At 42.9% G+C, this 14189-nt stretch carries 13 protein-coding genes; 10 read left to right on the top strand and 3 right to left on the bottom strand.

Annotated features, from left to right (window positions below; genetic code table 11):
- Positions 1-7 precede the first annotated feature (7 nt).
- Both H9628_RS07270 and H9628_RS07265 read right to left on the bottom strand, forming a co-directional pair.
- Entirely contained in the window at positions 8-463 is a 456-nt protein-coding gene (locus H9628_RS07270; RefSeq protein WP_251833460.1) for a BlaI/MecI/CopY family transcriptional regulator, read from the bottom strand.
- A complete protein-coding gene (locus H9628_RS07265; RefSeq protein ID WP_251833459.1) occupies positions 460-1065 on the bottom strand; it encodes a phosphatase PAP2 family protein in 606 nt (201 codons plus the stop codon). The genes H9628_RS07270 and H9628_RS07265 overlap by 4 nt, the downstream gene beginning before the upstream one ends.
- Positions 1066-1187: 122 nt before the next feature.
- On the opposite strand from H9628_RS07265, the gene pdhA reads away from it, so the two are divergent.
- The 10 genes from pdhA to H9628_RS07215 all read left to right on the top strand — a co-directional run bounded on the left by pdhA (position 1188) and on the right by H9628_RS07215 (position 12085).
- Entirely contained in the window at positions 1188-2195 is a 1008-nt protein-coding gene (pdhA, locus tag H9628_RS07260; RefSeq protein ID WP_251833458.1) for a pyruvate dehydrogenase (acetyl-transferring) E1 component subunit alpha, read from the top strand.
- A 66-nt stretch (positions 2196-2261) separates the two neighbouring features.
- The gene (locus tag H9628_RS07255) at positions 2262-3926 is read left to right on the top strand and encodes a pyruvate dehydrogenase complex dihydrolipoamide acetyltransferase (protein WP_251833457.1); all 1665 of its coding nucleotides are present in this window, start codon (positions 2262-2264) and stop codon (positions 3924-3926) included.
- Between the two features lie 89 nt (positions 3927-4015).
- Positions 4016-4681, top strand: a complete 666-nt coding sequence (locus H9628_RS07250; protein WP_251833456.1) for an ABC transporter ATP-binding protein — start codon at positions 4016-4018, stop codon at positions 4679-4681.
- A gap of 46 nt (positions 4682-4727) precedes the next feature.
- The gene (gene radC, locus H9628_RS07245; RefSeq protein ID WP_251833455.1) at positions 4728-5405 is read left to right on the top strand and encodes a RadC family protein; all 678 of its coding nucleotides are present in this window, start codon (positions 4728-4730) and stop codon (positions 5403-5405) included.
- Positions 5402-6289 (top strand): hypothetical protein, encoded by an 888-nt coding sequence (locus tag H9628_RS07240; protein ID WP_251833454.1) that lies wholly within the window; start codon positions 5402-5404, stop codon positions 6287-6289. Before radC ends, H9628_RS07240 begins: the two co-directional genes overlap by 4 nt.
- 20 nt (positions 6290-6309) lie before the next feature.
- On the top strand, positions 6310-7254 hold the full coding sequence (locus H9628_RS07235) for a polysaccharide deacetylase family protein (RefSeq protein WP_251833453.1): 945 nt from the start codon (positions 6310-6312) through the stop codon (positions 7252-7254).
- Positions 7251-8018 (top strand): methyltransferase domain-containing protein, encoded by a 768-nt coding sequence (locus H9628_RS07230; RefSeq protein ID WP_251833452.1) that lies wholly within the window; start codon positions 7251-7253, stop codon positions 8016-8018. The genes H9628_RS07235 and H9628_RS07230 overlap by 4 nt, the downstream gene beginning before the upstream one ends.
- A gap of 57 nt (positions 8019-8075) precedes the next feature.
- Entirely contained in the window at positions 8076-8585 is a 510-nt protein-coding gene (locus tag H9628_RS07225; protein WP_251833451.1) for a DUF7935 family protein, read from the top strand.
- Between the two features lie 9 nt (positions 8586-8594).
- Positions 8595-9206, top strand: a complete 612-nt coding sequence (locus H9628_RS07220; protein WP_251833450.1) for an inorganic pyrophosphatase — start codon at positions 8595-8597, stop codon at positions 9204-9206.
- Between the two features lie 140 nt (positions 9207-9346).
- Positions 9347-12085 (top strand): sodium-translocating pyrophosphatase, encoded by a 2739-nt coding sequence (locus H9628_RS07215; RefSeq protein ID WP_251833449.1) that lies wholly within the window; start codon positions 9347-9349, stop codon positions 12083-12085.
- Positions 12086-12148: 63 nt separating this feature from the next.
- On the opposite strand, the gene ligA is transcribed toward H9628_RS07215, so the two are convergent.
- Positions 12149-14152, bottom strand: coding sequence for an NAD-dependent DNA ligase LigA (gene ligA / locus H9628_RS07210; protein ID WP_251833448.1), 2004 nt, complete (start codon positions 14150-14152; stop codon positions 12149-12151).
- Positions 14153-14189 lie beyond the last annotated feature (37 nt).

The raw sequence follows: 14189 nt of genomic DNA, 5'->3' as shown, positions 1-14189 counted from the left end.
GGCGGTCTTACTTATTTTTTTTCTTCTTTTTCTTCTTTTCTTTTTTGTCCTGCTTTTTCTTACCGGTAATTTCGTTGATGAAATCGCCCACTGCATTTTCTTCTTTAACCTCCTTTTCCTGTGGTAAATTGGAACTTTCTTCCGAATCCCAAAGTCCTTTTTCCGTAAGTGTATTAATCAATTCGTCACCCGAATTTTCGAAATATCCGGCCAACAGATTCTGCAGCAGGAAAAGTCGGTAAGAGGTACGCGGTACAGCCACTTCATACCTAAAGATCCGTCCTTCTTTTATGACAGACAAAAATTTCTTTTCGGTGAGAATCTTCACGAAAGTAGAGACTGTGTTTTGATGCGGTTTTGGCTCCGGATACGCGGCTAAAATTTCTTTCAGCGGCGCAGATTTCAGTTTCCACATGATTTGCATCAGAACTTCTTCACTATGCGTGAGTTGGCTTATTTTCATAAATTAAAATTTTGGATTGCTGCATAAAGATAAATAAAAGAAACCAACGACGCGATGGTTGCGCCCATGCAGACCTCCTTTACGGTATGCCGCCCAAGGACAACGCGCGTGATTCCGACCAACGCGGCAATAAGAAGCCAGGCAAAACCCAAAATAGGTTCGCGAAAGAAAAACAATGCCGCTACATAAACATTGAAGGCTGTATGCATTGAACTTTTCACGAAGTAGTTACTTAGTTGCAGCGCCAGCAGCAGGATGAACAGGAAAAGCATCACCAGGTCCAGGGTACCGTTCCGCAAATAATCATAACTCAAATAAGGGAAGAACACGCCGCTGATAAAGAAATAAAAACCTTTGCGCTGCTGCCGGTTTGAGACATCCAGGTTGGTATAGTTTCCTTTCTTTACATTCCAGATCAGCCAGATGACAATCGGAAGGATGATCAGCAGTAGAATCGGTATAAACCGGCTCACTGAGCTTCCCGGCTCGAAAAAATAAATGCTGCTGTAGATAAAGTAGATCAGCAGTGAGACAATCGGGTTAAAAAAATTCGAGATAAACCGCGAAAGATTGATGACGGTGCTGTTTTTAGTATTTGGCATTTTAATGATTATCTGTTCAAAAATAGGTCTTTTTAAAGTTTTTAAGACATAAAATTATTCAACGTATGCTTCGCCTTAAGACAAAGTTTTTTAGTATTTTTGCGGAATATTTGCAACTAAACATGAAAGAATTTTCAAAAGAAGTGTACCTAAAATGGTACGAAGAAATGACGATGTGGAGAAGGTTTGAGGACAAATGCCGTTCTCTCTATCTTAAACAGAAAATAAGAGGCTTTTTGCATTTATATAATGGCCAGGAAGCAATTCCGGCCGGTTTCGTACATGCGATGGATCTTTCCAAAGACAGCATGATTACCGCTTACCGTTGCCACATCCATCCCATGGCGATGGGTGTAGATCCAAAGAGAATTTTGGCTGAGCTTTGTGGTAAAGCAACAGGTACATCAGGCGGAATGGGCGGATCAATGCACATTTTTAGTAAAGAAAAAAGATTTTATGGCGGTCACGGTATCGTGGGCGGACAAATTCCTTTGGGTGCCGGTATTGCATTCGCAGATAAATATTTCGAAACTGGTGGCGTGAACATTTGCTTTTTCGGCGATGGTGCTGCACGTCAGGGATCACTTCACGAAACTTTCAACATGGCGATGAACTGGAAACTTCCGGTGGTTTTCGTGGTAGAGAACAACCAATATGCGATGGGAACTTCGGTTAAAAGAACTGCCAACCATGAAGATATCTATAAACTAGGTTTAGGTTACGAAATGCCATGTCTGCCGGTAGATGCGATGGATCCTGAAAAAGTGGCAGAAGCAGCTTATGAAGCCATCGAGAGAGCACGCCGTGGTGACGGACCAACCTTCATTGAAGCCAGAACTTACCGTTACAGAGGACACTCTATGTCTGATGCAGAGCCGTACAGAAGCAAAGATGAAGTGGCAGAACATAAAAAAGATGACCCAATTGAGATCGTTAAGCAGCGAATTCTCTCGAACAACTGGGCCACTGAGGACGAATTGACGGCTCTTGACGAAAAATCTAAAGAATTCGTGGAAGAGTGCGTAGATTTCATGGAAGAATCGCCGTATCCGTCTGCTGAAAAAGTATACGAGTATGTGTATGCACAGGAAGATTATCCTTTCCTTGATCTTTACGAAAACAAAAAATAATTTTTTAAAAATAATTTGGTAGTCGTTTGATTATCAAATTTTTATAAACTATAATAGACGAATAAAATGGCAGAAGTAATTGCAATGCCCCGCCTTTCTGATACGATGACGGAGGGAAAAGTGGCAAAATGGCACAAAAAAGTGGGCGATGCCGTGAAAGAAGGCGATATTCTTGCGGAAATAGAAACTGATAAAGCGGTTCAGGATTTCGAGTCTGAGATCAACGGAACTTTGTTATATATCGGCACTCAGGAAGGTGGTTCGGCACCGGTTGACAGCGTGCTTGCCATAATCGGGAAAGAAGGTGAGGACATTTCATCCTTGAAAGAAGGAGGATCCGCAAAGTCGGCTGACGCAAAAGAAACTGAAGGTATTCCTGAAGAAAATAAAACTGAACAAAACGTAACTGACGTAGAAACTACCAAGCCTGTAGAAAACGAAACAGGAACTCAGGCGCAAAATGCTGAGCTACCAAAAGGCGTAGAAATCATCACGATGCCGAGGCTTTCGGATACGATGACGGAAGGAAAAGTTTCAAAATGGCATAAGAATGTAGGTGACACCGTGAAAGAAGGGGATATCCTTGCCGAGATTGAAACTGATAAAGCCGTGCAGGATTTTGAATCTGAATTCAACGGAACACTGCTTTATGTGGGAACCGAAGAAGGCGGCGCAAATCCGGTGGACACGGTTTTGGCGATCATCGGACCTGCGGGAACTGATGTCTCTGCATTTACTTCGGGCGCACCGAAGGCGGCAGCGAAAACACCCGAAAAATCTGAAGCACTGGCTAAGGACAAAGAAGAAAGTGCTCCAGGTGCAGCAACTTCTAATCAGGATCGTATTGCTATTTCACCATTGGCCAGAAAGATTGCTGAAGACAAAGGAATCGATGTTAACGCGCTTACCGGTTCTGGCGAAAATGGCAGGATCGTGAAAAAAGATGTTGAAGGATTTAAAGCTGACGCACAGTCGCAAAAATCTCAAAGCACGGAAAGTTCAACTGCCGCTCCACAGGCTAAAGCAGCTGCTACTCCTGCATTTATTCAGGGTGAAGACTCCGAGACGCCAAACTCGCAGGTTAGAACTATCATTGCAAAACGTCTTTCTGAAAGTAAATTCACCGCGCCGCATTACTATCTCATCGTAGAGGTAGACATGGATAAATCAATTGAGGCCCGTAAGGAAATCAATTTATTGCCGGATACCAAAATTTCATTCAATGACATGGTGATCAAAGCTACCGCAATGGCTTTGAGAAAGCATCCGCAGGTGAACTCTACTTGGCATTCAGACAAGATTGTTCATCACGGGAACATCAATATTGGTGTCGCAGTGGCAATTCCGGACGGTTTAGTGGTTCCTGTCTTGAAAAATACAGATCAGATGAATTATAACCAGATATCAGCCGCTGTGAAAGATATGGCCGGCCGTGCCAAATCGAAAGGCCTGAAAGCCAACGAGATGGAAGGTTCTACATTCTCGGTTTCAAATTTAGGGATGTTTGGTATCGAAACATTTACCTCAATCATCAATCAGCCAAATTCAGCGATTCTTTCCGTGGGTGCGATCGTTGAAAAACCGGTGGTGAAAAACGGGCAGATCGTTGTAGGAAACACCATGAAACTTTCGCTTGCATGCGACCACAGAGTTGTGGATGGTGTTACCGGAGCTCAGTTCCTGCAAACATTGAAAACGTATTTGGAGCAACCGCTTACGCTGCTCCTCTAAAATAATTTTCTTCATTATAAAAAGCCTTCCAATCGTTTTGGGAGGTTTTTTTAGTTTAATAATCAAATCAATTCACTATTTTTGAAACTATGATCAGAGCAAAGAATATCCACAAATCTTACGGCGATTTAGAGGTTTTAAAAGGAGTCGACCTTCATATTTTGGAGGGAGAAGTAGTGTCCATCGTCGGCGAATCCGGTGCGGGAAAATCTACGCTTCTGCAGATTTTGGGTACATTGGACACGTCCACAAATCCGAAAGGCTTCAATACCGAATTAGCACTCGACAAGAAATCTTTCATCAATATGAATGACCGTCAGCTTTCAAAGTTCCGGAATGAAAATATTGGATTTGTATTTCAGTTTCACCAGCTTTTACCTGAATTCACTGCGCTTGAAAACGTCTTGCTTCCAACGCGGATATCCGGCAAAAATGAGCGCGAGTCACTCGATAAAGCCTACTCACTGTTTGAAGATCTTAATATTGCTCACCGTCTTCATCATAAACCGAGCGAAATGTCTGGCGGTGAAGCGCAGCGTGCAGCAGTTGCGCGCGCTTTGATAAACTCGCCGAAGATTATCTTCGCCGATGAACCCACCGGAAACCTGGATTCTAAAAATGCTGATGACCTGCATCAGCTTTTTTTCGATCTCCGCGATAAATACAACCAGACTTTTGTAATCGTAACGCACAACACCCATCTGGCCAATACGACAGACAGAAAACTGGTGATGAAGGACGGTCTTATCATTTAAATTTGATTTACCTGTTAGCCGTTTCAATTAGCCAAAATAACCCAATATGTCACTTAAATTTCTTGCAGAAGACGACCGGCCGCGCGAAAAATTTTTGCTTAAAGGCAAAAATGCGCTTTCCGATGCGGAGTTATTGGCAATCATCATGGGCAGCGGCAGCCGGGACGAATCAGCAGTAGAGTTGGCGCGAAAGATTCTGCAAAGTGTGGAAAACAATTGGCATCATCTTTCACGGCTGCAGATTGCGGATCTTATGAAATTTAAAGGTGTCGGCGAGGCAAAAGCGATCTCTATTGCAGCAGCTCTCGAGATCGGTCGGCGGCGCGCAGCGCAGGAAATTCCGGAGCGCACTCAAATCAAATCAAGTAATGATATATTTCTCCTGTTGAGTCCGTTTTTGTCAGATTTACAGACAGAAGAGTTCTGGGCGATATTTTTAAACCAAAATAACCGCGTACTGGGAAAATCTCAACTTTCTTCTGGCGGTATCAATCAATCGGTTGTAGACGTGCGGATCTTGTTTAAAGCAGCGATAGACCAGTTTGCCACGGCTTTGGTGATCGCTCATAACCATCCTTCGGGCAATTTGAAGCCGAGCACCGAAGACGTTAAGATTACCAAGCAAATCGCTGAAGCCGGAAAGATTTTAAATATTCAGCTGCTCGATCATGTGATAATAGCGCAGAATTCGTATTTCAGTTTTGCTGACGAAAGTATGTTATGATTAAAAGATTGATCGGGTCCGACATAGATTTGATGGCTTACTCTCGCTGCATCGAAAATTCTTTTCAGCAGAATTTTTATGCCGATCCGGCGGTTCTCGACCTAAACTGCGAACGCTGGGAACTTCTGGTTTGCGGTGATTATGAATACGTAATGCCGGTTCCGGTGACTGTTAAGTTCGGTTTTAGATTCGTTGCGATGCCGCTATTTATACAACAGCTCGGAATTTTTGGGAAAGATGATGATGCTCAAGTTAATTTATTGTTTTACAGGAAATTGGTAAAGAATTACGCCGTCCAAACATATGCATTCAACGAAAGAAATTCGTTGGACGTCGTATTGCCTACACGAAAAAATTATGTGATTGCAAAGCAGGATTATGATTTTCTTTCGCGGAAAGGTTTTAAAAAAGGAAGAAAATCAGATATCAAAAAGATTTCCGGTTTGGAAATGTCATCAAAAATGGCGGATATTGAAACTTTTGAGTTTATTCAAACACATTTTAAAGGTTTGAATAAAACAGATGAAATCAGAAGTTTTGTGCAATTTCTCCGGAAATATTCCAGCAAACTTCACTTCCGTCATGTGTATGCGGGTGAAAAACTGGTTTCGGTGGCGGTTTTAACAGAAACTGACCAAAGCTTTGGTCTACTGGCGTTGATCAATGATGAAAATTTTAAAAATTTAAATGCTTCAACCTTTGTAGTCAATGAATTTTTGAAAAATAACATTGCAGACAAAGCGCTTGATTTCATGGGCGGAAATATTCGGGGAATCGAACTTTTTTTTAAAAGCTTTGGCGCTGTGATGACGACTTATCCTGTAATTCAACATAGCAGAAGCGCGCTGCTCAAAAATTTGTTTAAAGCTAAATTTTTAAGGTGAAAAACAGTCTGCAACATATCATGAGGACACTTTCGGCGCCGATTAGTCTGGATTTTCTAATTAAAATTACCGGGCAAAAACTCGTGCTGCCTTTTTACCACGCGGTTTCTGATGAGCTAAAACCTCACTTTTCAGAATTGACTTATTTCAGGACGGAAAAAGATTTCATCGCCGATCTTGAGTTCTTCACGCAGAATTTTGAAAGTGTTCCTATCGAAATAGCTAATGGATTTTCAAGACATTTTCACCTTTCATTCGACGACGGGATGCGCGAAGTGTACGACGTCGTTTTTCCACTTTTAACTGAGCTTAAAATTCATGCAACATTTTTTGTAACAACCGATTTCATCGATAATAAAAAGATGTTCGTTTCACACAAACGCTCGCTGTTGCTGAACGAGATCAAAAATTCGTCTTATAATTCGACAAAGGCTGCCGATTATTTGAAAATTAATGAAAATCAAATATTTAAAAATGTTTCGGAACTCAAAAATGAGACAGAAATAGATCAAATTGCAAATTTGCTTGGAATCGATTTTAAGCAATATTTACACGATCATCAACCGTATCTTTCTAAAAACCAAATTATTGAACTTAAAAAGGCCGGTTTTACCATCGGAAATCATAGCGAAACGCACCACAATTTCAATACGCTGAGTTTCAGTGAACAAAAGATTGAAATTGTCTCGACAAACAGATTTTTAAAAGCCTTAGGCGCCGATAAGTTGTTTTTCGCGTTCCCGTATGGCGACCATGGAATAAAAAATGAGTTTTTTGAATGGTTATTCACGGAAGGAGAGATTGAAAAATCCTTCGGCGTTTCAGGACTTAAAAAAGACTTTTACGAGAAACATCAGCACCGGATTTTGATGGAACAGCCTTACACTGCGGAAGAAATCATCAAAACGGAGTATTTTTATTATTTTTGGAAGGCTTTTTTGTTTAAAAATAAAATCAGGAGATGATTAAAAGTATTTACCAGCAATTATTTTCTGAGAAACTTCGGTTGCAGCTGCACATCAGTTTGCGGAAGTTAAAAGCACTCACACTTTCCGGCAACAATGTGTATTGCCCTTGCTGTGAACAATCCTTTTCTAAATTTTTAAGCAAAGGCAACGGACTTGAAACGCGCGACAATGCAATCTGTCCGAACTGTGGCTCGCTCGAACGGACGCGGCTTCTGTATCTGTATCTAAAAAACGAGACGGAAATCTTTCAGGATTCGCCTCATATTTTACATTTTGCTCCGGAAGAAGTTTTGAAGCAAAAGCTTTTACCAAATCCAAAGTATATCGACGCTGATTTAAATCCGAATTTTGCGCGGACGCAAATGGACATCACGGATATAAAATTCCCCCATAATCACTTCGACTATATCATCTGTTCGCATGTTTTGGGTCACGTTCCCGATGAAGAAAAGGCCGTCACGGAGCTTTACCGCGTGCTGAAACCGTCTGGAACGATATTTTTCCTGTCACTTTTGAATCCGGATTCGGCGTTCACCATCGAAGAGCCTAGCCGCGCAGATTCAGCAGAAGAAAAACTTAAATTATACGGCGAAAAAGACCTGCAGCGTCTCTATGGTCTTGATTTTTCTGCACGTGTCAGCAGACCTGAAGTTAAGGTAGAACGTATTGATTACCGCGAAAATTTCAGCAGTGAGGAGCGGCGCAAAATGTCATTGGGTGACGGCAAGCGCGAAATTATCTTCAAAGTCTCAAAGATTTAGTGCATTCTAGCTCATCGAGGTTATTTTTTGAGTAATTTTGCCACCTCAATATTTGAAATGATTGATTGGCCTTATTTCCCGTATGTATTTGCTCTTCTGCTCGCGATTCCGTTTTTGGTTTTCATGCGGCAGTTCGTGTTCAGCTATATCAAACTGAAAAATAAGGAGCTCAAACTGCTTACCGTAAAAGGCAGTGCCGAACAGCGCGTGAACGCTTACGAACGCATTACGCTTTTTCTTGAACGGCTGAAACCTTCAAACCTCGTGACAAAATTCGACCGCAATCTCGCGCCGCACGAATTCGTTTTCCTGATTGAGAAAAGCATTACGGAAGAATTTGATTATAATGCTTCCCAGCAGCTTTATATAAGTAAGGCTACCTGGAAAAATGTGGTCAGTGCTAAAGGCAACGTCCTGCATTTGTTGCGCACAACGTTTGAGGATTTGGGTGCAAATTCTACGTTGGATGAATTTAAGACCATCTTCCTCATGAATTATATGAACAGTGAAGATTTTGTGGCCCGCACAATTGATGAATTAAGGAAAGAACATTTAATAGTAAACTAAAAATAAGAAATGATACCAAATTTTAAAGCACATCCTTGGCACGGTATTTCAGCCGGAACGGAGGTGCCCGATGTTGTAAATGTCTTCGTAGAGATCGTACCAAGCGACACGATAAAATATGAAATTGACAAACAAAGCGGTTATCTCAAAGTTGACCGTCCGCAGCAGTTTTCGAATATAATTCCTGCACTTTACGGTTTTATTCCGCGTACCTATTGCCATGACGAAGTTTTGAAACTTGCGCTTGAAAGCGGTGCTGAAGACGTTACGATGGGTGATTTGGATCCGCTTGATATCTGCGTGCTGAGCTCGCACAATATCCACGCTGGTGGAATGTTGATGGAAGCCATCCCAATCGGTGGATTTAAGATGATTGACAAAGGTGAAGCCGATGATAAGATCGTTGCTGTAATGAAAGGTGACCATGCTTTCGGACATTTCCGTGACATCCTTGAATTGCCACAAGCGGAGGTGAAGAGACTGATGCATTACTTCCTCACATACAAAAATCTTCCGGACGAACCGGCGAAATGCAGGATTCAGGAGGTTTATGGTGCTGAGCATGCAAAAAAAGTTATTGCCGCTTCCCAAAAGGATTATGCGAGCAAGTTTGGTGGATAGATTACACTTAAAATAACACGATAAAAGACAGGTTTCTAAGCCTGTCTTTTGTTTTTTATAAAGGTGCCAGTTAAAAAAAAAATTGTATTTTCGATAACGGTTTTTTATTAACAAAAGCTTAACATTAAAACAAATAAACTATGAATTTATTCCTGCTGGTGCCCATTTTTGGGATTATTGGACTGATTTACACGTTTGCCCAAAGTGCCTGGGTAAGCAAACAAAGTGCCGGAAACGACCGAATGAAAGAGATCAGTGGCCACATTGCCGATGGTGCGATGGCCTTCTTAAAAGCAGAGTACAAGATCCTGATGTACTTCGTGATCGTTGTTGCTATTTTGCTCGCACTGATGGGCGCATCAAACGCCAATTCTCACTGGAGCATCGGTCTTGCTTTCGTTTTTGGCGCATTCCTATCCGCACTTGCGGGTTTTATCGGGATGAACATTGCCACCAAAGCAAACGTCCGTACCGCGGAAGCTGCGCGAACTTCACTTTCTAAAGCTTTAAAAGTATCATTTGCCGGAGGTTCCGTGATGGGAATGGGCGTTGCGGGACTTGCAGTTTTAGGTCTGGGCGCACTTTATATCATCATTAAACAAATCTTTGCGCCAAACTCTGCTGTAGACTCGCACGAAATGGAAAGGACGATTGAAATCCTGACCGGTTTCTCACTCGGCGCTGAATCTATCGCACTTTTCGCCAGAGTAGGTGGTGGTATTTATACTAAAGCCGCAGACGTAGGTGCTGACCTTGTAGGTAAAGTAGAGGCAGGAATCCCTGAAGATGACCCGCGTAACCCTGCTACCATCGCAGATAACGTAGGTGATAACGTAGGTGACGTTGCCGGAATGGGCGCCGATTTATTCGGTTCTTATGTTGCGACTGTTCTGGCAACAATGGTTTTAGGTCGTGAGACGATGTCACAGGACTTGTTTGGCGGTTTCGCGCCAATACTTTTGCCAATGCTAATCGCAGGAACAGGGATTATATTCTCTATTATCGGAACGCTGTTCGTGAAGATTAGCGAAACTACAGAATTAGACACGGCACCGGTTCAGAACGCGCTGAATTTCGGAAATTGGGGAAGTATCATTATCACAGCGATTTCGTCTTATTTCCTTGTTAATTATTTGCTTCCGGAAACCATGAGCCTTCGCGGACATGAATTCACCAAAATGGGTGTATTCGGTGCTATAATCGTAGGTCTTGTCGTAGGAACGCTGATGAGTATCATTACCGAATATTACACCGCGATGGGTAAAAGACCGGTGAAAAGTATTGTAAAACAATCTTCTACGGGCCACGCGACCAACATTATCGGTGGACTTTCCGTCGGGATGGAATCTACACTTTTACCGATCATCGTTTTGGCAGGCGGGATTTACGGATCGTATCTGTGTGCCGGACTCTATGGTGTGGCGATCGCCGCAGCCGGGATGATGGCTACCACAGCGATGCAGCTTGCGATTGATGCATTCGGACCAATCGCGGATAACGCCGGTGGTATTGCCGAAATGAGTGAATTACCGAAGGAAGTTCGTGAAAAAACAGATATTCTGGACGCAGTAGGCAATACTACGGCTGCTTCCGGAAAAGGTTTCGCAATCGCTTCTGCAGCGCTTACTGCGCTTGCGCTTTTTGCAGCATTCGTAGGCATTGCAGGTATTGATGGTATCGATATTTACAGAGCTGACGTGTTGGCCGGACTATTTGTAGGCGCTATGATACCGTTTATCTTCTCTTCACTGGCAATCAAAGCAGTAGGTGAAGCAGCGATGGCGATGGTGGAGGAAGTTCGCCGTCAGTTCCGCGAAATTCCGGGAATCCTGGAAGGAAAAGCGACGCCAGAATATGAAAAGTGTGTGGCGATCTCTACCGATGCTTCGATCAGAAAAATGCTTCTTCCCGGTGCTATTGCACTTATTTCGCCACTATTGGTCGGTTTCATCTTTGGACCTGAGGTTTTGGGAGGCTTCCTCGCAGGAGCCACCGTTTCCGGAGTGTTGATGGGAATGTTCCAAAACAACGCCGGTGGCGCTTGGGACAATGCGAAAAAATCATTTGAAAAAGGTGTTGACATCAATGGAGAGACTTTCTACAAAGGTTCTGAGCCACATAAAGCTTCGGTGACCGGTGATACGGTAGGTGATCCATTTAAAGATACTTCCGGACCTTCAATGAACATCCTTATCAAGTTGATGTCTATTGTTTCGCTTGTTATTGCGCCTACCTTAGCCATCATGCACAAAGACCAGATTGACCAAAACCGTCTTGAGAAAATTGAAGCCTTAAACGCTGCTACTGGCAATGTAGCGGTAGTTGAAACCGCAAACGGTATGGATGCGGGTGTAGTTTCACAGCCTGCCGAAGTTCGTGGTCAACTGAATGATGAAGGTGATTTTGTGTATGATACTGGAGAAATTCAGGAGGTAAAGCTTTCCAATAAAACCATTGCAATGGGTGAAAACAGCCAGCTTTACGCGATGTACAACGGAATCAAACTCCAGGATCAGGCCGTTCTCAACCCAAACAATTGGTACACGATTGAAAATCTGCATTTTGTAAGCGGAAGCAGCGACCTAAAGCCGGGTGCTGATGTTGCGCTGGCTAATTTGGCGGAGATTATGAATGACTATCCAACCTTAAAGATCAAATTGGGTGGTTATACTGATGACACCGGAAACGCTGATACCAATCTTAAGTTGTCAAACCTCAGAGCACAGACTGCTAAACTGAAACTTCTTGAAATGGGAATCGCAGGTGAGAGAATCGAAACGGAAGGTTACGGACCACTGTTTCCGGTTTGTGAGGCCAATGATACCGATGAGTGTAAAGCACAGAACAGAAGGATCGATGTTCGCGTCGTGAGTTTTTAATAATTTGTATTTAAAAAAGTACCGCTGAATTTTCAGCGGTATTTTTTTTTAAATATGTAAATTTTAAACTTCAAGAAGGTCCAGAAACTGTTGCTCATCGATGATTTCGATTGTGCCGATCTGTTGGGCTTTCTTCAGTTTGCTGCCTGCTTTTTCACCAACAACCAGATAGTTCAGGTTTTTGGATACAGCCGAAATGTTTTTCCCGCCATGTTTTTCCACCATATCTTCAGCGTCCTCACGCGTGAAGAGCGAAAGTTTTCCTGTGAAAAGAAAGGTTTTGTGCTGCAACGTATTGCTAAGCATCGCGCTGGAACCTGAAGTTTTTTCAAGTTGTACACCATAAGATTTCAGACGCTCGATCATTAGGATATTTTCAGGATTCCGGAAGAATTCGGTGATGCTTTCGGCAATCTTTACGCCGATGTCTTCCACCTGAACAAGTTCTTCAACTTTGGTGTTCATCAGCTCGTTAATACTGTTGAAATTTTTGACAAGTTTCTTTGCCACGGTTTCACCTACATGCTTGATCCCAATGCCGAAAAGCACCTTTTCGAAGGGCACTTTTTTAGAATCTTCAATGCCTTTGATGATGTTTTGGGCCGATTTTTCAGCCATTCTTTCAAGCGGGAGGAGCTGTTCCTTGGTCAATGCGTAAAAATCCGCAGGGTTTTCAATCAGTTTTTCGCGGTAGAGCTGTTCAATTGTTTCGCTTCCTAAGTTCTCGATATTTAATGCTTTCCGCGATACATAATGGATCATCCGTCCAATCACCTGTGGCGGACAGTGAAGTTCATTCGGGCAAAAATGGATGGCCTGATCTTCTACGCGAACTAGTTCAGTTCCGCACTCCGGGCAGTTCCGGATGTATTGGATCTCAGCAGAATCAGCTTGGCGCCGCGATAAATTCACCCCAACAATTTTTGGAATGATTTCCCCACCTTTTTCTACATACACGAAATCGTTTTGGTGCAGGTCAAGTTTTCTGATAATATCCTCATTATGGAGACTCGCGCGTTTTACAACGGTGCCGGCCAGTAAAACCGGGCTAAGGTTGGCAACTGGTGTGATGGCTCCTGTTCGCCCGACCTGATAGGTTACGGCCAGTAATTCTGTTTCGGCTTTTTCGGCTTTGTACTTGTGGGCCGTGGCCCAGCGTGGTGACTTCGCCGTATAACCGAGCGTGCGCTGTTGCGCGAGGCTGTTTACTTTAACCACAATACCGTCAATGTCGAAAGGTAGAATATGTCTATTTTCTTCCCAATGATTAATGAATTCTTTTACTTCCTCAATGTTTTTGCACTGCTTCGCCTGTCCTGAAATGCTGAAGCCCCACGATTTGGCTTTTTGCAGCAGTTCCCAATGTGTCTCCGCATCTGTTTTTTCAGCTACAAACTGATACATCGCGGCGGACAAACCTCTTTTGCGCACTTCCGCAGAGTCTTGTATTTTAAGACTTCCGGAAGCTGTGTTGCGCGGATTCATAAATGGATCGAGACCTTCGTCTGCGCGGCGCGCGTTTATTTTGTCAAAATTTTCATGGGTAAGGTAAATTTCACCACGCATGAAAAAGCGCTCAGGATAATCTCCGTACAACTGCATGGGAATTGCCGAGATGGTTCGGACATTGGAAGTGATTTCATCACCTTGAAAACCATCGCCGCGCGTAACGGCTTCCTTCAGTTTTCCGTTTTCGTATAGGATTGAGATGGAGGCGCCGTCATATTTTAGTTCAGCAACAAATTCGCTTGGTACATCAAGAGTTCTGCGCAAACGCTTTTCCCATTCATCCAAATCATTGAAATCATAAGAATTGTCAAGTGAATACATCCGAAACTGATGCTGAACGGTAGGAAATACCTTCGTCACCTGGCCGCCCACACGAAGGGTAGGCGAGTTTGCATCAAAGTATTGTGGAAACTGTGTTTCAAGATCCTGAAGCTCTTTGAGCTTCATGTCAAATTCAAAATCTGAAATGGTAGGTTCATCCAGCGTGTAATAGCTGTAGTTGTGCTGGTGAATTTCTTTGCGCAGCGCCTCTATTTTTTGCTGAATATTTTCGGGCATTTTACTGAAGTTTAGATAAGAATTGGAAATTAATAGT

Source organism: Kaistella pullorum, assembly GCF_014837035.1.
Classification (GTDB): Bacteria; Bacteroidota; Bacteroidia; order Flavobacteriales; family Weeksellaceae; genus Kaistella; species Kaistella rhinocerotis.
Note: the sequence above shows the minus strand (reverse complement) of the source record. Positions and strands in the feature narration are given on the sequence as shown.